Origin of the sequence: Nocardia sp. NBC_00416, from assembly GCF_036032445.1 — a bacterium.
GTDB lineage: Bacteria > Actinomycetota > Actinomycetes > Mycobacteriales > Mycobacteriaceae > Nocardia.
Genome location: NZ_CP107932.1, coordinates 2,076,486 through 2,095,965, shown reverse-complemented (window position 1 = coordinate 2,095,965; position 19,480 = coordinate 2,076,486). Strand labels below are relative to the sequence as shown.

At 68.5% G+C, this 19,480-nt stretch carries 21 protein-coding genes; 13 read left to right on the top strand and 8 right to left on the bottom strand.

Features of this window, described 5'->3' with window-relative positions; genetic code table 11:
* The first annotated feature begins 38 nt into the window (after positions 1–38).
* Positions 39–1,235 (top strand): GNAT family N-acetyltransferase, encoded by a 1,197-nt coding sequence (locus OG804_RS08475; RefSeq protein WP_328395629.1) that lies wholly within the window; start codon positions 39–41, stop codon positions 1,233–1,235.
* Here the strand turns inward: OG804_RS08475 and OG804_RS08470 are convergent.
* Complete coding sequence (locus tag OG804_RS08470) at positions 1,216–2,103, bottom strand: polysaccharide deacetylase family protein (protein ID WP_328395627.1); 888 nt, start codon at positions 2,101–2,103, stop codon at positions 1,216–1,218. The two genes, OG804_RS08475 and OG804_RS08470, sit on opposite strands and share 20 nt — an antisense overlap.
* A gap of 55 nt (positions 2,104–2,158) precedes the next feature.
* Here OG804_RS08470 and OG804_RS08465 point away from each other — a divergent pair, with 55 nt between their 5' ends.
* From OG804_RS08465 to OG804_RS08445, 5 genes are all read left to right on the top strand, one after another.
* Entirely contained in the window at positions 2,159–2,527 is a 369-nt protein-coding gene (locus tag OG804_RS08465; protein ID WP_328395625.1) for a MerR family transcriptional regulator, read from the top strand.
* Between the two features lie 179 nt (positions 2,528–2,706).
* Positions 2,707–3,981, top strand: a complete 1,275-nt coding sequence (locus OG804_RS08460; protein ID WP_328395623.1) for a carotenoid oxygenase family protein — start codon at positions 2,707–2,709, stop codon at positions 3,979–3,981.
* A 4-nt stretch (positions 3,982–3,985) separates the two neighbouring features.
* A complete protein-coding gene (locus OG804_RS08455) occupies positions 3,986–4,870 on the top strand; it encodes a GntR family transcriptional regulator (protein WP_328395621.1) in 885 nt (294 codons plus the stop codon).
* 154 nt (positions 4,871–5,024) lie between these two features.
* Positions 5,025–5,759 (top strand): membrane protein YczE, encoded by a 735-nt coding sequence (gene yczE, locus OG804_RS08450; RefSeq protein ID WP_328395619.1) that lies wholly within the window; start codon positions 5,025–5,027, stop codon positions 5,757–5,759.
* 73 nt (positions 5,760–5,832) lie between these two features.
* Entirely contained in the window at positions 5,833–6,510 is a 678-nt protein-coding gene (locus tag OG804_RS08445) for a GOLPH3/VPS74 family protein (protein ID WP_328395617.1), read from the top strand.
* On the opposite strand, the gene OG804_RS08440 is transcribed toward OG804_RS08445, so the two are convergent.
* Entirely contained in the window at positions 6,507–7,418 is a 912-nt protein-coding gene (locus tag OG804_RS08440; RefSeq protein WP_328395615.1) for a DMT family transporter, read from the bottom strand. The genes OG804_RS08445 and OG804_RS08440 overlap by 4 nt on opposite strands.
* 378 nt (positions 7,419–7,796) lie before the next feature.
* Here OG804_RS08440 and OG804_RS08435 point away from each other — a divergent pair, with 378 nt between their 5' ends.
* The 4 genes from OG804_RS08435 to OG804_RS08420 are packed head-to-tail and all read left to right on the top strand — an operon-like array spanning position 7,797 to position 9,835.
* The gene (locus OG804_RS08435) at positions 7,797–8,189 is read left to right on the top strand and encodes a hypothetical protein (RefSeq protein ID WP_328395613.1); all 393 of its coding nucleotides are present in this window, start codon (positions 7,797–7,799) and stop codon (positions 8,187–8,189) included.
* Positions 8,179–8,967, top strand: a complete 789-nt coding sequence (locus tag OG804_RS08430) for a hypothetical protein (RefSeq protein ID WP_328395611.1) — start codon at positions 8,179–8,181, stop codon at positions 8,965–8,967. The genes OG804_RS08435 and OG804_RS08430 overlap by 11 nt, the downstream gene beginning before the upstream one ends.
* The gene (locus OG804_RS08425; RefSeq protein ID WP_328395609.1) at positions 8,964–9,431 is read left to right on the top strand and encodes a roadblock/LC7 domain-containing protein; all 468 of its coding nucleotides are present in this window, start codon (positions 8,964–8,966) and stop codon (positions 9,429–9,431) included. The genes OG804_RS08430 and OG804_RS08425 overlap by 4 nt, the downstream gene beginning before the upstream one ends.
* Positions 9,432–9,463: 32 nt before the next feature.
* The gene (locus tag OG804_RS08420) at positions 9,464–9,835 is read left to right on the top strand and encodes a hypothetical protein (RefSeq protein WP_328395607.1); all 372 of its coding nucleotides are present in this window, start codon (positions 9,464–9,466) and stop codon (positions 9,833–9,835) included.
* A gap of 179 nt (positions 9,836–10,014) precedes the next feature.
* Here the strand turns inward: OG804_RS08420 and OG804_RS08415 are convergent, their stop codons facing one another.
* Genes OG804_RS08415 through OG804_RS08395 form a run of 5 tightly spaced genes read right to left on the bottom strand, consistent with a single transcriptional unit; the run spans position 10,015 to position 14,776 of the window.
* Positions 10,015–10,890: a short-chain dehydrogenase/reductase gene (locus OG804_RS08415; RefSeq protein ID WP_328395605.1), complete on the bottom strand. Its 876-nt coding sequence runs from the start codon at positions 10,888–10,890 to the stop codon at positions 10,015–10,017.
* Positions 10,887–12,353: a flavin-containing monooxygenase gene (locus tag OG804_RS08410; RefSeq protein ID WP_328395603.1), complete on the bottom strand. Its 1,467-nt coding sequence runs from the start codon at positions 12,351–12,353 to the stop codon at positions 10,887–10,889. The genes OG804_RS08415 and OG804_RS08410 overlap by 4 nt, the downstream gene beginning before the upstream one ends.
* Positions 12,350–12,859 (bottom strand): SRPBCC family protein, encoded by a 510-nt coding sequence (locus OG804_RS08405; RefSeq protein WP_328395601.1) that lies wholly within the window; start codon positions 12,857–12,859, stop codon positions 12,350–12,352. The genes OG804_RS08410 and OG804_RS08405 overlap by 4 nt, the downstream gene beginning before the upstream one ends.
* 19 nt (positions 12,860–12,878) lie before the next feature.
* Complete coding sequence (locus OG804_RS08400; protein ID WP_328395599.1) at positions 12,879–13,898, bottom strand: PDR/VanB family oxidoreductase; 1,020 nt, start codon at positions 13,896–13,898, stop codon at positions 12,879–12,881.
* Positions 13,895–14,776, bottom strand: coding sequence for a metal-dependent hydrolase (locus tag OG804_RS08395; RefSeq protein ID WP_328395597.1), 882 nt, complete (start codon positions 14,774–14,776; stop codon positions 13,895–13,897). Before OG804_RS08395 ends, OG804_RS08400 begins: the two co-directional genes overlap by 4 nt.
* 97 nt (positions 14,777–14,873) lie before the next feature.
* On the opposite strand from OG804_RS08395, the gene OG804_RS08390 reads away from it, so the two are divergent.
* On the top strand, positions 14,874–15,485 hold the full coding sequence (locus OG804_RS08390; RefSeq protein WP_328395595.1) for a TetR/AcrR family transcriptional regulator: 612 nt from the start codon (positions 14,874–14,876) through the stop codon (positions 15,483–15,485).
* A 366-nt stretch (positions 15,486–15,851) separates the two neighbouring features.
* Here OG804_RS08390 and OG804_RS08385 read toward each other — a convergent pair whose 3' ends face one another.
* The gene (locus OG804_RS08385) at positions 15,852–16,616 is read right to left on the bottom strand and encodes an IclR family transcriptional regulator (protein ID WP_328395593.1); all 765 of its coding nucleotides are present in this window, start codon (positions 16,614–16,616) and stop codon (positions 15,852–15,854) included.
* A gap of 292 nt (positions 16,617–16,908) precedes the next feature.
* Here OG804_RS08385 and OG804_RS08380 point away from each other — a divergent pair, with 292 nt between their 5' ends.
* A complete protein-coding gene (locus OG804_RS08380; RefSeq protein ID WP_328395591.1) occupies positions 16,909–17,985 on the top strand; it encodes an aldo/keto reductase in 1,077 nt (358 codons plus the stop codon).
* Positions 17,986–18,019: 34 nt separating this feature from the next.
* Positions 18,020–19,480 carry an NtaA/DmoA family FMN-dependent monooxygenase gene (locus tag OG804_RS08375; protein WP_328395589.1) on the top strand — a complete coding sequence of 487 codons (1,461 nt, stop codon included), beginning with the start codon at positions 18,020–18,022 and terminating at the stop codon, positions 19,478–19,480.

Below are 19,480 nucleotides of genomic sequence, written 5' to 3'. Positions count from 1 at the left end.
TCCCTACCGAATCCGACTCACGACGGGGGTGACCCGATATGCCCATCGATATCGACATACTGACCGACGCAGCGGATCTGCGTGCCGCGCAGCAGGTGTTCCGGACCGCGATGGTCGGGGTGCCGCCACTGTCGGCGGAGTCCGGGGACGGGCTGAACGAACTCGGGCGCACACTCGGCGCCCGCGTCGCCGGCGAACTGGTGGGAACGGTCAATTCCTACACCAGCTGGCTGGTGGCGCCGGGTGGGGCACGGCTGCCGCATGCGGCGGTGACCCATGTGGGGGTGCTGTCGACATACGCGCGTCAGGGCATCGCGTCCGCGCTGCTGCGCCGGCAACTCACCGATATCGCCGAACGCGGAGAGGTCGTGGCGTCGCTGCGTGCCACCCAGGGCGGGATCTACGAGCGGTTCGGTTACGGCGTGGCGGGGTCGGCGGCCCGCTGTGAGATCGATGTCCGCCGGGCCCGCTTCCGTGACACCGTGCCCGCCGCGGGACCGGTCCGGTTGCTCACGCCCGCCGACGGCTGGGAGGTTCCCGCCAAGATCTATGCCACCGCCGACGTATCGTGGACCGGCGCCATCGACCGGCCCTCCCACTGGTGGCGATTGCAGCAACTGATGCGGGGCCACGGCCATGTCGCCGTGCACGGTGAACCCGGCGCCGAGGACGGATTCGTCCGCTACCGGGCCGATGAAACCACCGATTGGTCCCGCCGGCCGGAACGGACCGTGGTCGTGGACGATCTGGTCGCGACCACCCCCGCCGCGTACCTGGGGCTGGTCCGCCACCTGCTGTCCGCCGATATCGTCGACCGGGTGGTCCTGACGGCGACCGCGCCCGACGCCCCGCTGCGCCATCTGCTGACCGACGAGCGGGCCCTGCGGGTCACCGAGATCCGGGATGAGACATGGTTGCGGCTGATCGATGTCGCGGCCGCGCTGACACGTCGCGCCTACCGGCCCGGCCGCCCGGTCGTCCTCGCTGTCACCGACCCGCTCCTGCCCGCCAACACGGGGACCTACCGGATCGCGGACGGTGCGGTGACCGCGGTGGACGCTCCCCCCGACCTGAGTGCCGATATCGCGGCGCTGGCGGCGGCCTATCTCGGTGGCACCCGCTGGGGTCATCTGTCCCTCGCGGGCCGCGTCACCGAGCATCGGCCCGGCGCCGCGGCGGCCGCGGACGTGCTGTTCGGGGTGGCGGATCACCCGTTCAGCGGGACGTACTTCTGACAGTCGGCCCGGTGCGGGTGGCCGCGTAATGCGCCGCGATCTCGTCGCTGGTGGTGACCCATACGCCGGGATGTTCGACGATGTAGGCGAGCGCCTGATCGAGGTAGCGGGCCCGGAACGCCTGGCCGGTGACGAACGGGTGCAGTGCCAGGGCCATGACGCGGCCGCTGGTCGCCGATTCCTCCCACAACCGGTCGAGCTGGTCCCGGACGGTCCGGACGAAATCGGGTCCGGTGAGACCGGTGCCGAGGAACAGTGTGTTGTCGTTCAACTCCACCGAGTACGGCACGCTCAGCATCCCCGGGACCCGCAGCGGGTAGGGCTGGTCGTCGTTGGTCCAATCCAGGACGTAGTCGAGACCGAGCTCACGCAGCAGGTGCGGGGTGCGGAAACTCTCGCTGAGCGCGGGACCCATCCAGCCGCGCGGCCGGGTCCCGGTGGCCCGTTCGATGGTGGTGACCACGTCGGCGAGGTAGGCGCGTTCGTCCGCGGCCGAGAGTTCGGCCTGGAGTACGGAGTTGTTCTTGCCGTGCGCCAGCCAGGCCCAGTCGCGTTCCCGCCCGGCCTCGATGATGCGCGGATAGTGCTCGGCCACATCGGAATTGAGCAGCGCGCTGGCTCGGATGCCGTGGCGGTCCAGCGACTCCAGGATCCGCCAGAATCCTACCCGCGGCCCGTAATCGCGCCAGCCGTAGTTGAGCGGATCGGGGACCTGTCCCGCGGTGCCCGCGAAGATGCTGGTCGACGGCTGATCCACCTGATAGTGCTCGATATTGAGCCCCACATAGAACGCCACCCGCGCCTCGCCCGGCCAGCGGAGCGGATCGCGGTCGACGATGGCGCTGTAATCGAACAGTTCGTTGTCCATTCGCTTATCGTCAAAGGTTGACATCAATGTGAAGGTCAAGCGGTGAGGTGATGGGATGAGAATCGGGGAGCTGTCGCAACGCACGGGCACCTCGCGCCGGTTGCTGCGCTATTACGAGGACCAAGGGTTGATCGTCGCGCAGCGGTGTGCCAACGGCTACCGCAGTTACGACGAACGGTTCGTCGATCGGGTGCTGCAGATCCGAGGGCTGCTCGACGCCGGTCTGCCGACCCGCATCATCAAACAGATCCTGCCCTGCCTGGACAAGCCGCGCACCATCTATTTCCCGGACGCCACCCCGGAGATGCTGGCCACGCTCGAAGGGGAACGCGATCGGATGAGCGACCGGATCCACTGCCTGGAACGGAACCGGGACGCCATCATCGAATACCTGGCCGCGGTGCGCGAATACGGGACCGGTTGACGAAGCCGGCCGGTACGCTTCCGGCTCGCGGGCCTCGTTTCCGGCGACACCCCGTTGTGAGGCCGAACCGCGTCCCCCCGGGTGCCCGTCTGATGCGGTTGTGCTCCTGTACTAGTGCACATTCCGGTATCTCTCGCGGGGGACCACCGCGGGTGCCGCCCGGTTCCTACGGTGTGCACATGAGGTATTTGGAAGACCATTTCACCCCGGTCGAAGAAGAGATCACCGCTTACGACCTCCCGGTAACCGGCCGCATACCGGCCGAGCTCAGCGGCCGCTATCTGCGTAACGGCCCCAACCCGGCGAGTGTGGACGACGCCCGGACGCACATCTGGGGAATGGGTCAGGGCATGGTGCACGGGGTGCGCCTGCGCGATGGGCGTGCGGAGTGGTACCGAAACCGTTTCGTGCGTGTCCCCGGATACGCACCCATGGTGCATGTGATCGAACACGCGAAGCAGATATTCGCCCTGGCCGAAGGTGGATTGCCGCCGGCCCGGCTGGACGACGAGTTGAACACGGTCGGGTTCGCCGAGCTGGGCGGAACCGCTGATGGATTCACGGCGGGGGCGCACTCCAAGCGCGACCCGCTGACCGGAGAACTGCATTCGCTGTCGTATATGCCGGGACACGACTTCGTCCGATACACCGTGACCGACACGGCCGGAGCCGTGGCCGAGACCGTCGCGATCCCGATGACACGGACGCCGTTCCTGCACGACTTCGCGCTCACCGAGAACCATGTGGTGCTCTGGGATACGCCGCTGGGCTTCGACGGGTTCGAGTGCCGGTGGCTACCGCAGCACCCCACCCGGGTGGGCGTCATGGCGCGGTCCGGTGGTGACGTTCGCTGGCTCGATATCGATCCCGTCCATGTCAGTCACACGCTCAACGCCTATGACGACGAGAACGGCGTCGTCGTCGATCTGGTCACCGCGCAGGGCCCGTTCGATCCCGCCGACCCCGGGGCGATCCGGCCGGTGCTGGATCGCTGGACGATCACCCCGGACAAGGTCCACCAGCGGCGTATCGACGACCGACCGCAGGACTTCCCGCGCATCAACGACGCCTTCGCCGCCCGCCCGCACCGATACGGTTATTCCGCCGCGACGGCTCTGTACGGGATACCGTTCTCATCCGAGGGCGCACCCTCGGATGAGGTTTTCACCAACGCGCTGGTCAAGCACGATCTGCTGCGGGGGACCACGCAGGTGCACGCGTTCGGCCGGGACGAGGCGGTCGGCGAGGCGGTGTTCGCCGCGACCGGGCAGGCCGAAGACGAGGGGTATCTGCTCACCTACGTGCACGATCCACGCCGCGGCGCCGCGGACCTGGTGATCCTGGCCGCCCAGGATTTCACCGGTGAACCGGTCGCGCGCGTCCACCTGCCGGCCCGGGTGCCGTTGGGGCTGCACGGCAATTGGCTGCCCGACCGAGCAGGCGTGGCAGCATGAGGTCGTGAACGAGCCCCGCCCGCCGTATCTCCTGATCGTCGCCGACATAGAGCGGCGCATCACCGCGGGCGAGTTGCGACCCGGTGATCGAGTCCCCACGACCCGGGCGATCGTGCGGGAGTGGGGTGTCGCCATGGCGACGGCCACCAAGGCGCTGGCGACGCTCAAGGAGTCGGGCGCCATCGAGTCCACCTCCCGGGTGGGCGCCGTGGTCGCCGCCCGGCGATTGCCCGCGCGTTCCAGCGAGGGGCTCGACAGTGATCGTGTCGTGCGGGTGGCGATGGAGATCGCCGATGTGGGCGGTCTGGCCGCGCTCTCCCCCCGGAGGGTGGCCGCCGAACTCGGCGTCGCGACCGTGACCCTCCATCGGTACCTCGAAGCCGCGGCCGAACTTCCCTATTTGATCGCGGACGCGGCGTTCGCCGAGATCGACTACCCGGAGCCGCCACCGGGCTGGCGGTCGCACCTGCGGGTGGCGGCGCATCTGCAATGGGAGGCCTACCAGCGTCATCCGTGGCTGCCGCGGCTGGTCTCCATCACCCGGCCGGTCACGCTGCCGGGTCTGCTGGCCTACGGGGTGTGGACCTTGCGCGCGTTCGACGGCTCGGACCTGGACGCGCGTACCCGGCTGCACGCCTACGGCACCCTGGTGAACTATGTGCGGGGAACAGCGGTGAACATCGAGACCGAGGCGGTCGCCGAACTGGATTCGGGAATGACGAGCACGCAGTGGGGCACCGCGCGGCTGGCCGTCGACAGGCCGCTGATCACGCAGGTCACCGAGCCGGGAACAGAGCTGGATCTGGAGTCGCTGTTCGCCTTCGGTCTCGAGCGACTGCTCGACGGGATGACCGTTGTCATGGCGCCGCGCAGGTCTCTGCGGCCGTGAGCACGATCCGGTGGCCGGCGCATCGGGCCCCCGGTGCCGGGGCGGGCAGGCCGGTGTCGCCCAACCGGCTCTTTCCCGCGGCAGCCGATCGAACGATCATGGTCGGGATGCCCTCGGTTCGTTTCCGAGTGGCCGGGAAACAGCGGAGGACAGGATGACGATCACCCGGCGAGTCGATCGAAGCCGCCCTTTCGTGGCCCGCCGGATGAACGCGGTGGAGCAATTGCGCGCCGAGAAGAAGCCGTGGCGGCTCACCCAACTCGTCCTCGGGCTGGCGGGATACGGCATCTCGCTGACGCTGCTCGTCGAATCATCGCTGGGCGCGTCCAGCTGGAACATCCTCGCGGAAGGGGTGGCCCTGCATTCGGGCCTGACGTTCGGGCTGGCGACCAATATCATCGCCCTGGTCGTACTGGTCTTCTGGATCCCGCTGCGGGAACTGCCGGGACTCGGGACGCTGCTGAATGTCGTATTGGTCGGCGCCTGCGCGGATCTGAGCGCTTTCGTGCTGCCCTCGCCCGGCTCGCTACCGGGGCAGCTGCTGTACTACGTCCTCGGTCTGCTCATGCTGACCTGGTTCGACGCGGTCTACCTGGGAGCCCGCTTCGGCCCGGGCCCGCGCGACGGGCTCATGACCGGGGCGGTGCGGGTCTTCGGCAAACCCATCTGGATGGTGCGCACCGGAATCGAGGTGATCGTGCTGATCGTGGGATGGCTCCTCGGCGGAACCGTCGGTCTCGGAACCGTCCTGATCGCGGTGCTGATGGGCCCGCTCGTCCAGCAGTTCCTCCGCGTCACCACGGTGCGCCTCGCCGCTGACGAGCACGCTCCGGAGTCACCGGAAAGTGGTGAGAAACCGTTGGGCGGCCGGCCTCGAGCGCGTTCGTAGGCCAGGCTGTGACCAGGATCATGGCCGTCCGGCATCGACTGTGCCGTGACGGCGTGGAGTAGAACAGGAAGTTATGCGGAACGAGATGCTGATCGTCGAAGACGTGCTCCTTCTGATGCTCGACGACGAGACGGGAGTTCCGGCCCGAACCGGCGCCCTGCACTTGACCCTCGGCTGCGCTGTGCTGGTCGATCTCGCGCTTCTGAGCAGGGTCGAGATCGACGAGGCCGGTGCGGGTCCGGCCGGTCCCGAAGTACGCGCGGTCGGGGACGGCGCACTCCCGGATCGCCTGCTCCAGTCGGTCTACGACAAGCTCGCCGAGCGACCGCGGGGCATCCAGTCCTTGCTCCCCGGCATCGGCGGTGGCCTCTGGAAACCCGTGATAGACCGTCTCATCGAACGCGGACTCGTTCGCCGCGAGAGCAAACGGCTGCTGGGGGTGTTCCGTACGACCAGCTGGCCGGCCGAGGACACCCGGCACGAAGACGCGCTGCGACAGCGGATCAGCGCCGTGCTGGAGGGCGGCCAGAGCCCGGACGCGCGCACCGCGGCGGTGATCGCGCTCCTCTCGGCGAGCGGCGCGCTGACCGATATCCGGCCCGCGCTGCCCTGGTCGGACGAGATCCGCGAGCGCGCGAAGAACCTCGAGCAGGGTAGTTGGGGCGCCGCGGCCGTGAACGCCGCCAGGACCCGGACCGCCGCGGCCATCGCCGTTTCCAGCGCCACCATGGCGATCACGACGGTCACCTAGTCGGTCGGTTCGGGAGAACTGCGTCGTGCGCGTCCCGGCCGCCATCGGGTGATCGCCACTCCGCCCAGGCACAGTACGCCGCCGGCGAGGGCGAGTGGGCCGGGGACCTCGCCGAGAACGATCCACGCCAGCACCACGACGAGCGCCGGCACCGCGTAGGTGGTGGCGCCCACCTGCCCGGCGGTCATCCGGGCGAGAGCGTATGCCCAGGTGGTGAAGGCGATCGCGGTCGGGAAGACGCCGAGGTAGATCAGGCTCAGCGTCGCGGACAGCGGTGCCGCGGCGGCTTCCTCGAGCAGCTGCCCGGCGAACGGCAGGCAGGCGATCGTGCCCACGACGCATCCACCCGTGGTCACCTGCAGGGCCGAACCCTGGACGAGCGCGGGTTTCTGCACCAGCACCGCCACCGCCCAGGCCGCGGCCGCGATCACGCACAGCGCGACGCCGAGCAGCGTCGCCGCACCCGCGGAGCTGGACATCCCCACCACCGCCGCGCCGGTGAACGACACCGCGATCCCGGCCATCAGCCGTATCGGAAACCCCTCGCCGAGAAAGAATCCGCCGAGCAGGGCGATGAGCACCGGCCCGGTGTTGATCACCAGCGCCGCGGTGCCGGCGTCGAGATGCTGCTCGGCCCAGTTCAACGCCACCATGTAGACCGCGAACCACAGCAGTCCGGAAACGACGATCCCGCGCCAGGTGGAGCGCGGCGGCGGACCGTGACCGGCCATGAGCAGGATCGTCACCAGGACCACCGATCCCGAGAACAGCCGGCCCAGTGCGAGCGCGCCCGGCGAGAAGTCCGCTCCGGCACTTCGTATGAAGACGAAGGCCGACGCCCACAGTACGACGGTGACGGCCGCGGCGAGTGCCGGACGCGCTCGCCCTGGACGCAGGTCCGATGTCATATACCGAACTTAGGATCCGCACCTCGCAAGATGCCACGGGATTGCGTGGACCGGCGGTCGCGCGGCGGATCACGCTGCTGTCGCCGCGGACCGGTGATCTCAGCATTCGGGCGGCGGGGAGTTCACGCACCGCATCCGCGCGGTACCTCCGGGGTCGGGATCGTGGAGCCGGCGTCGGTGAGCTCCTCGCACCGGTCGACTGCTGCGGGGCGCATGCGAACTCCATTGTGCTGCTGCTGATCTCGGGCAGGTTCGATCGATGGGTTTTCAGCGGGACGTCACGGGTATTCTTGTAGGTCATATGTTCAGTGGGCATCAATCGTCACCTGTGTGTAGGGTTCCAGAAATCTGAAACACTCATGAAACAGGGTAGGCGTAGTGATCGGTATCGACGGATGTCTGGAACGAATCATGGGCATCCCCGGCGCGCGCAGCGTGACTTTGGTGGACGGGGCCAGCGGTCTCGCGGTGGCCGCGGCGGGACAGCACGAGCTGGTCGATCAACACGAGGACGCGGCGGCCACCACGGATGTGGTGCGGGCAGTACTCGGTTGTCCGGCACTGGCGACCGGTGGAGACGATGACGACGTCAACGAGATCATCGTCTGCGGCAGCGGCGGATATCACCTGTTGAACCTGGTGGACGGCGATTTCGACGGCCGCCTGTTCGTCCACGTGCTGTTCGACGAGGACACCGGCAATCTGGCGATGTCCCGATTCCAGTTGCGCGGCATCCTGGCCGAACTGGCCGAGGACGGTCATGGGCGTTGAGCTCGCGGACGAGCTGCGACGGTTGGAAGACGAGGGGCGGACCGGCGTACTGCATGCGGGGGACGGAGTTTTCCACCTCGCCGACGGCGCCATCGCCTCGGCCGCCTGCTCGCGTACGACCGGACTCGACCGGCTGGTGGTCGAGGCCGGAGTCGCCAGCGCCGAGGACTGGCAGCGGGCGGGCGCCGGTGACCCGGGCCCGATCCTGGGCCGGCCGCGCCTGGAAACCCTGGCCCTGCTCTCGGTATTCGATGCCGCCTATTTCCTGCTGGCCACCCCGGTCGTCCCGGAATTCCGGGACGCGCCCCCGCACTGGCTGGCGGGTGTCTGTCATGTGCGGCCACGGGCGCTGGTACGCGAATGCGTGCGCCGGGGAGATCCGGCGTCGGGGCCGTGGCCCGTGGAACTGGTCGACCGCGCCGCCGTCGTCCCGGTGCGCCGCGTCCGGCGGCGGCGCGTGGTGCTCACCGGAAGTCAGGCCGAGATCCTGGCGGCGGCGGACAACCAGCGCAGTATCACCGGAATAGCCCGTGACCTCGGCCGAACCGCGTACGGCTGCCTGGAGGCGGTGCGGGACCTGACCACTGCCGGGCTGATCGAACCGCCCTTGGGCGCACCGGCGTCCGGCGCGGGGCGACCGGCCGCCGAACCGGTCGCGGACCCGCCGTTACGGCGCCGGGTCCGGCACTCCACACCGGTTCCCGAAGCGGACGACTGGGAACCGGTGGACCAAGACCTGCTCATCCGCCTCCGTGCGGCTCTGGAGGACCTCGCGTGACGGCGCGCAAGAATTTGCTGGGAGAACTGATGGGGAGGCTGACCAAGGTGCCGATGTCGGGACCCGAACCGAATACCGCGGTGACGGCGGAACTGTGGGCGCTGCGGGAGCGTGTGCCCCGGTTGACCGGTGCGCTGGTGGCGTCGAGCGACGGCCTGTTGGTCACACACGACCTACCCGCCCATATCGAGCCGACCGGAATGGCCGCGCTGTCGGCCGCTCAGCTGTCGCTGTCGGCCCGGCTGGCCGACACCGCGCACGGCGGCGGGTTCCAGGAAGTGGTGGTGGACGGCACCGGGGGCCACGTGGTGATCTACGCGGCCGGCTGGGCGTCGTTGACCGTGCTCGCGTCCCCCGAGGTGAACATAGGCCGGTTGCACCTGGAGTCGCGCCCGGTCGCGCGCCGGATCGCCGCACATCTGTCCGCCGTGGCGAAAGACCCGGCAAACAATGGAAGAACCTAGGAAGAACGAACTCCACCCGAGAGGAACGACCCTTGTCCGATATGGATTTGGCACTCAAGGACATGATGTCGATCGAGGGCGCGCTCGGCGCGGCCGTCGTCGACTACAACAGCGGTATGGCGCTGGGTACGCTCGGCAGCTCGAAAGCGCTGGATCTGAACGTCGCCGCGGCCGGTAACACCGAGGTGGTCCGGGCCAAGCTGCGCACCATCGAACAGCTCGGGCTGCAGGAGGACATCGAGGACATCCTGATCTCGCTCAGTAGCCAATACCACCTGATCCGGCCCATGACCGGACGCAAATCGCGGGGCCTGTTCCTTTATCTCGCGCTCGACCGTGGCCGCGCCAACCTGGCGCTGGCCCGGCACCGGCTCCGCGGGATCGAAGAGGAGCTCGAAGTCTGAGCCAGTCGGCGAACCGGCCGAGGTAGCAAAGACGATCGCCTGTCCGCGGTGCGTCGGCCGCACGAACGTCACGGGCCCGGCTCCGGATCGTGTGCCCCGACCGACCACCCCGGGCGGTCGGGGGTAGGTCGGGGGCGTACCGACCGCGCGCCATGATCCGCGCACCGGGTCCGGCAGGGTCATCGGCGCCGCTCGATGGCGCGAACGAGTTCCTGCACTGTCGAATCGGCGGCGAGGCGGCTGTCGAGCACGGTATTGATCGCGCCCCGCAGCAGCGCGTAGGGCTGCCAACCGCTCGGCGCGATGGTGCGTGCGGCCCGGCGCCCGATGCCGTCGGCGATGGTGCGCGCCGCGTGTTCGGCGGTGATCCGCACATTCAGCGGCCACGGCAGCAGATCGTTGATCCGCCGGCCCAGATCGTCGGCGTCGAGCACATCGTGGGTCATCGAGGTCTCCACGACGCCGAAATAGGCGATTCCGGCGGTGGCGCCCGAGCCACCCAGTTCCACCCGTAGCGCGCGGCCCAGCTGTTCGACCGCGGCCTTGCTCACCATGTAGGGGGAGCCTCCCATCCCCGGGGCGAACGCCGCGCACGAGGACACCAGCACCACATGACCCCGGGACCGCACGATATGGTCGAGCGCCGGATGCACGGTATTGAACACCCCGGTGAGATTGATGCTCATGACCCGATCGAAATCGGCCGGGTCCATGGTCCGGATCGTGGCGGGCACAGGCGTGACACCGGCATTGGCGACCACGATGTCCACGCCGCCGAACCGATCGACGACCTCGGCGATCACCTCGTCCATCCGGCCGCGATCGGCGACATCCGCGCCCACTCCGTGCGCACGGGAGCCCAGATCGTGTGCGGTGCGCTGCGCGGCGCTCTCGTCGATATCGACCACTACGACCACGGCGCCGCGCCGGTGCAGAATCGTCACCAGCTCGAGGCCGATACCCTGCCCGGCGCCGGTGACCAGCGCTACCTTGCCCTTCACGTCATAGGTGGCGGAGGTGAGCCAGCCCCGGGGATCGGGCAGCGTCGGTCTCATCGGGTCACCTCGTAGGACTCGGTATCGAATCGTCTGGTGCGCCGCCGGTATTCGAAGCTCCAATTCGGGTAGAGGCCCGCGTTGCCGCCGTCGGAGGTGGTGTAGTAGCTCTGGCATCCACCGGTGAGCCACACTGTGTCGGCGCTGCGCCGGGCCATCTCCTCGACGAAGGCGTCCTGGGTCGCCTGCCGTACCTCCACCCGGCTCGCGCCGCGATCGCGCAGCGTGGTCAGCGCGTCGACGATGTAGCAGATCTGCGATTCGAGCATGAAGATGGCGGACTGGTTTCCGGCAGCGCCGAAAGGACCCAGGGTGCAGAAGAAGTTGGGGAACCCGGCCATCGCCGCGCCCAGATAGGTCTGGGGCCGCTGGTGGTAGAGGTCGGCGATCGAGTCGCCGTCCCGGCCGACGATCCGCTCGAACGCGGTGGGGATCGAGGTGAAGCCGGTGCCGTAGATGATGGTGTCGACGGGGATCTCGGCTCCGGCGCGGGTCAGGATGGAGCGCGGCCGCACTTCGGCGATACCGTCGGTGACCACGTCGACGTTGTCGCGGTCCAGGGCCGGCAGGTAGGCGTCGGAGAAGATCGCGCGTTTACAGCCGATCACGTAATCGGGCGTGGCCTTGCGGCGCAACCGTGGATCGCGGATCTGGCGGCGCAGCTGGAGGCGGCCGAGCATCTCGTACGGGTGGCGGAAGCGATTGTCGACGAAACCCACCAGGCCGAACCCCTCGATCAGGGTGTACCAGGTACCGCGGACGGCCTTCTGCGCGAGCGGGACGCGGCGCAGCAACGCGCGCTCCAGACCGAGGGTCGGCCGATCCATCCGCGGCACGATCCACGGCGCGGACCGTTGGAACACCGTCAGCGCGGCTACTTTCGGCTGGATCTCGGGAACGAACTGCACGGCGGACGCTCCGGTGCCGATCACGGCTACCCGCTGTCCGGTGAGGTCGTGGGTGTGGTCCCAGTGCAGCGAATGGAACGCGGTGCCCTCGAAGCTGTCGATACCGGGCAGCTCGGGGTACTTGGCCTCGGCGAACACCCCGGCCGCGGAGATGAAGTAATCGGCGGTCAGCGGGCCGCGGGAGGTCTCGATCCGCCATCGGCGGTGGTCTTCGTCCCAGCGGGCCTCGTTCAGTTCGGTGCCGAGCCGGATATGGCGCACCACATCGTGTTCGGTGGCGACCCGGCGCAGATATTCGAGGATTTCGCGCTGCTTGCCGTAGGTCCGCGACCAGTCCGGATTAGGGGCGAAGGAATAGCTGTACAGCTGGGACGGAACATCACAGGCGCAGCCCGGATAGGTGTTGGCCTGCCAGGTTCCGCCGAGATCGGCGGCCCGCTCGAGCAGGATCAGATCGTCGAAACCGGCCTGCCGCAGCTTGATCGCCAGCCCGATACCGCCGAAACCGGCGCCCAGTACGACGATGCTGCGGTGTTCGACGGTGTCGTGGCTCATCGGCGTGCTCCCACCGGATCGGCGCCCACCCGGCGGGCGGCGCCGCCGGCGATGGTCTTGGTGACGAACCGGTTGACCGGGCTCGCCGCCGCCAGCAGCGGTCGCAGCGGCGCTGCCCCCTCGAGGGCGAACGTCCAGATCAGACGGGTGCCCGTGGCCAAGGGGAGCAGGGTGATGTCCTCGGCGAACCGGCTCAGCCCGGGTATCGAGGCGGCGTCGACGGTGAAGGTCATCCGCGACCCCTCGTCCCAGCGGTAGAACCGCTCGTCGAGCCGGAGGATGCCGCCGAGTGTCATCTCGCGGGTGGTGCCCACGCCGAACGGCCGCGGCGAGGTCCAGCGCGCGGCCGTGATCACCGGTGACCACGACACCAGCGCGTCGTCCGCGACCAGTGCGTCCCATACCCGCTCCACCGGGGCCGGTATGTCGACGATATGGGTGTAGCGGCGGTCGGTGGTGTCGAGGAAGGTGTCATCGGAGGGGGAGAGGGGGAATCGTGCGGTCATGGAGCCGGGCCTTTCGAAGTCAGAGATCGAGTACCAGCGGTCCGCCGGCCGAACGGGACACACAGGTCAACATGTGTCCGAGGCGGTCGCGCTCGCTCAGCAGCCGGTCGCGGTGGTCGATCTCGCCGGCCGTGACGCGGGTTCTGCAGGTGCCGCAGAACCCTTGGCGGCAGGAGTAGACGGCAGCGGGCTGTACCCGCCGGATGGCGTCGAGGGTCGTTTCGGTCGCACCCACCCGCACGCGGCGACCGGATCGGGCCAGCGTGAGGTCGAATTCGTGCCCGTCGAGCACCGGCGCCGCCGAGAAACGTTCGGTGTGCAGCGATCCGGTGGGATTCAGGGTGAACAGACAGCGCTGGGCCGCCTCCAGGACCGGCGGTGGTCCGCAGACGTACACCGCGGCGCCGGGTGCCGCGGTCGCCAGCAGGGCCGGGATATCGGCTACCCCGGTCTCGTCGTCGGGCCGGATCTCACAGTCGCCGGGCAATTCGTCGAGGAAGGGCATGGTCTCCCGCGACCGGCCCAGATACACCAGTCGGCCGCGCGACCCGGCCGCGTGCGCCATCGGCAGGATCGGGGTGATACCGATACCGGCGGCCACGAACAGGTACGACGGCGCGGAATCGACGAAGGTGAACGCGTTGCGCGGGCCCCGGATCCGCAGCAGGTCACCCGGCCGCAGCTCGTGGACCTCGCGGGATCCGCCGCCGCCGTCGGGGATGCGGCGCACCGCGATCCGGTAGCGGTCCCGTTGCGCGGGGTCACCGCACAGCGAGTACTGGCGCTGCCGTCCCGAGGGCAGGAAGAGGTCCAGATGGGAGCCGGGCCGCCATGCCGGCAGCTGCTCTCCGCCCGGCCGCGCCAGGGTCAGCGAGACGACATCGTGCGCCTCGGCGCGCACCTCGCGCACCGCGACCTCGAGGTCGAAGCCGCTGCGGCGCACCGGGTTCGGCGGTGAGAGGGCGGGGTTGGTGAAGACCTTCTTGTACGCGTCCACCGCGAGACCGAGCAACCGCAGACTCGCGGGCGCGGTGGTCATGAGCGGGCCGCGGGTGAATGCGCCAGATAGCGCAGCGCGTTGTCCATCGACCCGAGTTGGGAGGGGTGGAAGCCGGGCCGCAGGTAGCGCGGCATCTCGGTGATGAAGGTGGTGAAGCTGGGGATCACGCCCCGCAGGGTCGCGCTGACGAACTGCCGGCCCCAGAACCGTCCTTTTGCGGGGCTCGGGTCCTTGCGGTAGAGGTATGCGGTGGAGATCACGAACAGGGGCAGCAGCAAACCGCTGGCGAGCAGGCCGGTGCGGAGGCGTCGGGCGTATCCGCCGTCGACATGCATATAGGCGTCGAACACCACGCTGCGATGTTCGACCTCTTCCGCGCCGTGCCAGCGGACCAGATCCAGCATCGTCGGGTGCATACCGAGTTCGGCGAGGACTTCGGATTCGAGCAGCCATTCGCCGATGACCGCGGTGAAGTGCTCCATCCCGGCGAACAGGCCGAGGCGTTCCTTGAGCCACTCCTGTTCGGCGCGACCGGTCAGTCCGTGGTCACCCAGTACCCGGTCGACGAGCCAGCCGATCTTCTCGACATACGATTCGACGTCCAGGCCGATCGCTTGCAGATGCTGCCGCGCGCCCTCGTGGCTGCTGGCGTGCATCGACTCCTGGCCGATGAACCCCGCCACCTCTTCACGCAGGCGCTCGTCGTCGATATGCGGGAGGGCTTCGGCCAGGCAGGTGGCCATGGCCCGCTCGCCCTCGGGCAGCACCAGGTGCATCACATTGGTGACGTGGGTCGCCAGCACTTCTCCCGGGATGTAGTGCATGGGAACCGTCGAGAAGTCGAAGTGCACGTCTCGGGCGTGGATCGCGTGCGCTTCCTCCCGGTAGGAGCGCGTCGTCGCACCGTCATCAGCCATACGCCGACCGTACAATGCAACATATTGCTTTGCAATGTTGTCGCAACGAATTCTTTGAGATTGTTGCAGAATCGCCCATCGCTGCTAGCGTGGTCCCGTGTCCGCCCCCGCTCCTACCTCGAAAGACCGCTCCGCCGCCGACAGTATCGAAGTGCGCATCCTGGACGCGGCTCGCGTGCAGTTCGAGCGGCTCGGCGTGAAGAAGACGACGATCGGAGACGTCGCCCGGCAGGCCGAAGTCGACCGCGGCACCGTCTATCGGCGCATCGGATCCCGTGACGATCTCGTCCGCGCGGTCAGCGCCCGCGAAGTGCGCGAATTGCTCACCGAACTCGAGGGCATACCCGCTCGCCACGAGAGCATGGAGGCGATCGTCGCCGATATCTTCGGCACGGTGATCACGCGGTGGCGGGAGCACGCTTTGATCAATCGCGTCCTCGCGCTGGAACCCGGGCGGCTGCTGCCCTATGTCACCACCGAAGGCGGGCCCTTCTTCACCATGGCGGTCGGCACGACCGCCGCCATCCTGACCGAGGCGCTGCGGCAGCGGCAGTTGCCCGAGACTCCCGACTTCACCACTCGGATCGAGATCGCCGCCCGGATCGTGCACTCGCTGATCCTGCAGCCGGTCGGTGCGATCGCCCTGGAATCCGAGGAGCAACTCGCCGCATTCGCCCGTGCGTACATCGCGCCGCTGATCCTGGGGTGACCTGGTGCCCGATCGTCGTCCCCGGTCTCCGATCGGACAATTCCGGAGGGCATCGGGGTGCAGGCCTCGCCCAACTGGTAGTCCAGCCGAGGTGCTCGCGGTGTTCCGGAACGGCTGACGGGCGCCCGGCGCCGCTCTGCGCACCGCTCACGCGATGGGTGGTCCGGCCGGTGCTCACCTATGCCTTCGGCCGGGTGCTCGACGCTGCCGGTCGTGACCTCACCGTTGGCCCGACCGCCTGAGTCGCACGGAGGTCTCACCGGCGTCCGAGGCGGTCGATCCGCCCGACGCGCTCGGCGCCGGCCCGGGGCTGCTTGCCCCGGACGTAACACCCTGGATCCGCCACGGCCACCTCCGGCCGCGGAATCACGTCCGGGTGGCATCGCGGAACAGGGTGTTCGAGATAGCGGTGGCGGTGACGCGCGCGAGGTCGGCGAGGAAGGGTATCCGCTCGGGAATCATCAGCTCGGTGGTCCCCCGGACACCGAGCGCGAAACGGGCGTGGCCGTTCGTGTCGAGCACGGGAACGGCGATGATGCGGTAGCCCCATTCGGTCTGCTCGTCGTTGATCGCGTAACCGGCCGCGTGAGCGAGTTCGAGTTCGGCGCCGAGTGATTCGGCGTCGGCAGGCGTGCGGTCGGTGCCCTGGTGGTACGGGAGGGCGTCGAGTTCTTCCCGGGTCACCGGCGACCAGGCGAGCAGTGCCTTACCGAGGGCGCTGGCGTGGAGCGGAAAGCGGACCTCGGAAAGGTTGTGCCCGTGCGCCTCTCGCCACCGTGTGAAGACCAGGTTGAGGGCATCGGTACCGTGCCGCGTCGCCAGTGAGACCGCGGTGCCGGTTTCCGCGGCGAGCTGCTCGATATGAGGTTCGGCCAAATAGATCAGATGCCGCCGGTAGGAGAGCCGGCCGTACTCGGCCAGCGCGACACCGAGACGGTATCGGCCGGTCCGTTCGTCCTGTTCGACGAACTCCGATTCGAGGAGTGCCTGCAGTAGCCGGTGGGTCGTGCTCATGGGCAGATTCTCGGCGCGCGCGATATCGGTGACGCCCAGTTCGATATCGCCCTGGAAGCACCGCAGTACGGCGAGCGCGCGAGAGACCGTCTGCAGTCCCGGCTGGTTGACCGCCACGTGTTGTCCTTTCGGGGCGACCCGCGGCCGTTTCCGCGAGCCTGTATTCCGATCACCGGAATACTAGCGGGGAGTCCGAGGTATCGGCCCGGGTGCGGTACGCGGATATTCCAGGTTGCCAGAGCGAAATCGGCTGATGCACGAATATTGACCGAGGTCAACTATTCCGATTTCTGGAATGCGATGTGTTGCTCGAAGTTGCCTGGGATCTCTAGCGTGACCGTGTTCGATACGTCAGTTCCGGGAGACGGCCGCCGCCGAGCGGTGCCCCCGGATTGTTGGAAAGAAGCCCATGACTGCAGTCGAGTCCCGCCGCCACCCTCCCGGCGCACCGGCATCCCGGATCGGCGCGGTCGGCGCACTGCCGGAAGGGTTCCGGGCGGTCGGGCATTCGGGTCTGGTGGTGTCGGAAGTGGGGATCGGGGCCAGCACATTCGGCCGGACCGGCATGATCGCCGACACCCAGGACGCGGTCGATCGGATCGTGGGCCGTGCCCTCGATCTGGGGATCACCTACTTCGATGTGGCCGATGTCTACGGCGATCACCCCGGGCAGAGCGAGACCATGCTGGGCAAGGCCCTGGGCGGCCGTCGCGACCAGGTCGTCATCGGCACGAAATTCGGAATCGGCCTGTCGGGCCTCAACGGTCCGGACTGGGGAGTCCGCGGATCGCGCCGCTACATCCGGTCGGCGGTGGAGGCGTCGTTGCGCCGGCTCCGGACCGATTGGATAGACCTCTACCAGATCCATACGCCGGACCAGGTGACGCCGATCGAGGAAACCCTCTCGGCGCTCGACGATCTGGTGCACGAGGGAAAGGTCCGCTATCTCGGCAACTCGAATTTCGCGGGCTGGCAGGTCGCCGACGCCGAATACACCGCCCGCCTCAACGGGCTCACCCGGTTCGTCTCGGCCACCAACGAGTACAACCTGCTCTGGCGTGAGCCCGGCAAGGAGCTGCTCCCGGCGCTCGCCGCGTACGGGCTGGGCTTCTTCCCCTATTTCCCGTTGCAGAACGGGCTGCTCACCGGAAAGTACCGGCGCGACAGCGTTCCGGCCGGTCGCAAGATCACCAACCTCAAGAAGCATCTGCTGGACGCCGCGCCGTGGGACGCCCTCGATCGCTACACCGAGTTCGCTCGCGCTCGTGGACTGACCCCGACGGCCCTGGCCTTCGGCTGGCTGCTCGCCCAGGAACCGGTATCGAGCGTGATCGCGGGAGTCACCGAACCGGACCAGCTCGACGACAATCTCGCCGCTTCCCGGTGGCGGCCCACCTCGGCCGAGTTCGCGGAACTCACCGCCCTGTTCACCGGTGACCTCAGCGGCGCGCCGGGCCAGGTCACGGGGACTGCGGCACATGTCTGAGCACCACCATCTTCCAATCCACGCAGAGGCAGATATGAGCGTCGATCCCGCACCCGACCGGAGCCTGCACCTCGGTTACATGTACTGGTCCAACGGCACCCATCCCGCGGGCTGGCGGCTACCCGAGGCCGTCCACGACCGCGGGTTCGACGGCGGATACCTCGTCGAGCTGGCGCAGCTCGCCGAATCCGCCAAGTTCGATTTCTTCTTCTTCGGTGACCGGCTCGCCACCGGTCCGGAGTACCAGTTCACCAACACCTCGGTGCTGGCCCGCATCGAACCGTTCACCGCGGCGAGCTACATCGCGACCTCGACCAGCCGGATCGGCATCGTGGTCACCGCCAACCCGACGTACTACGAACCGTTCAACCTGGCCCGGCTCACCGCCTCGCTCGACCACATCTCGGCCGGGCGCGCCTCGTGGAACATCGTCACCGGCGCCGATCACCGGGCCGCGGCCAACTACACCCGGACCGAACACGGTGACGCCGCCACCCGCTACGACCGGGCCGACGAATTCGTCGGCGTGGTACGCGATCTGTGGGACAGCTGGGAGGACGACGCCTTCGTCCGCAATGCGGAGACCGGCGAGTTCGTCGTGGCCGATCGTATCCATCCGGTGCACCACCGCGGCCGATCGTTCCGGATCCGCGGGCCCCTGAACATGGCCCGGCCGCCGCAGGGGCAGCTGGTGGTCCTGCACGCGGGCACCTCGGACCGGTCGCGTGACCTGGGTGCGCGGGAGGCGGATGTCCTGTTCGCCGCGGCCGCGACCATCGAACAGGGCAAGGGCTACGCGGCCGATATCCGCCGCCGTGCGGTCCGATTCGGCCGGGCGCCGTCCGAGCTCGCGATCCTGCCCGGTCTCACCCCCATCGTCGCCGCGACCCGACAGGCGGCGCGCGAACTCTACGACCGGCTCAACGACCTGATCGTGCTGGACGACGATATCCGCTACGGCGGCGCCGATCCCGTGGAGTGGACGGCGGGCGCCGCCGCGCCGCGGGAAGCGCAGGGTCCGGGTTCGCGCAATCTCGGGGCCCTGTCCCAGCGAGTCGGCGCCGATCTCACCGACCGGCGGCTCGGCGATGCGCTGGACGACGGTACGGCGGCGCGGTTCACGGCCGCCGGTCGCGCGCTGCTGAACACGACGGCGGCCCGTACCGGGCGCGCGGTCGGCGGCAGTGCGCCGCTGACCGTCCGCGACCTCCTCAACACCCATATCGTGGGTGGGCACGTGGTGGTCGGCGACCCCGTCGATATCGCCGACTACATCCAGGCCTGGTTCGAATCCGGCGCCTGCGACGGCTTCAACATCCAGTCCGCCTACCTCACCGAACAGTTCCGGACTTTCGCCGAACACGTCGTTCCCGAACTGCAGCGGCGCGGACTGTTCCGCACCGAGTACACGGGCCACACTCTGCGCGAACATCTCGGATTGAGCCGGCCCACCAACCGCTGGGCCCACCAGAACACTCGAGCTGGAGGACAGTGA

Coding starts and splice junctions, on each gene's coding strand:
- OG804_RS08475 (WP_328395629.1), top strand. CDS start 39: ATGCCCATCGATATCGACATACTGACCGACGCAGCGGATCTGCGTGCC.
- OG804_RS08470 (WP_328395627.1), bottom strand. CDS start 2,103: ATGGACAACGAACTGTTCGATTACAGCGCCATCGTCGACCGCGATCCG.
- OG804_RS08465 (WP_328395625.1), top strand. CDS start 2,159: ATGAGAATCGGGGAGCTGTCGCAACGCACGGGCACCTCGCGCCGGTTG.
- OG804_RS08460 (WP_328395623.1), top strand. CDS start 2,707: ATGAGGTATTTGGAAGACCATTTCACCCCGGTCGAAGAAGAGATCACC.
- yczE (WP_328395619.1), top strand. CDS start 5,025: ATGACGATCACCCGGCGAGTCGATCGAAGCCGCCCTTTCGTGGCCCGC.
- OG804_RS08445 (WP_328395617.1), top strand. CDS start 5,833: ATGCGGAACGAGATGCTGATCGTCGAAGACGTGCTCCTTCTGATGCTC.
- OG804_RS08440 (WP_328395615.1), bottom strand. CDS start 7,418: ATGACATCGGACCTGCGTCCAGGGCGAGCGCGTCCGGCACTCGCCGCG.
- OG804_RS08430 (WP_328395611.1), top strand. CDS start 8,179: ATGGGCGTTGAGCTCGCGGACGAGCTGCGACGGTTGGAAGACGAGGGG.
- OG804_RS08415 (WP_328395605.1), bottom strand. CDS start 10,890: ATGAGACCGACGCTGCCCGATCCCCGGGGCTGGCTCACCTCCGCCACC.
- OG804_RS08410 (WP_328395603.1), bottom strand. CDS start 12,353: ATGAGCCACGACACCGTCGAACACCGCAGCATCGTCGTACTGGGCGCC.
- OG804_RS08405 (WP_328395601.1), bottom strand. CDS start 12,859: ATGACCGCACGATTCCCCCTCTCCCCCTCCGATGACACCTTCCTCGAC.
- OG804_RS08400 (WP_328395599.1), bottom strand. CDS start 13,898: ATGACCACCGCGCCCGCGAGTCTGCGGTTGCTCGGTCTCGCGGTGGAC.
- OG804_RS08395 (WP_328395597.1), bottom strand. CDS start 14,776: ATGGCTGATGACGGTGCGACGACGCGCTCCTACCGGGAGGAAGCGCAC.
- OG804_RS08380 (WP_328395591.1), top strand. CDS start 16,909: ATGACTGCAGTCGAGTCCCGCCGCCACCCTCCCGGCGCACCGGCATCC.
- OG804_RS08375 (WP_328395589.1), top strand. CDS start 18,020: ATGAGCGTCGATCCCGCACCCGACCGGAGCCTGCACCTCGGTTACATG.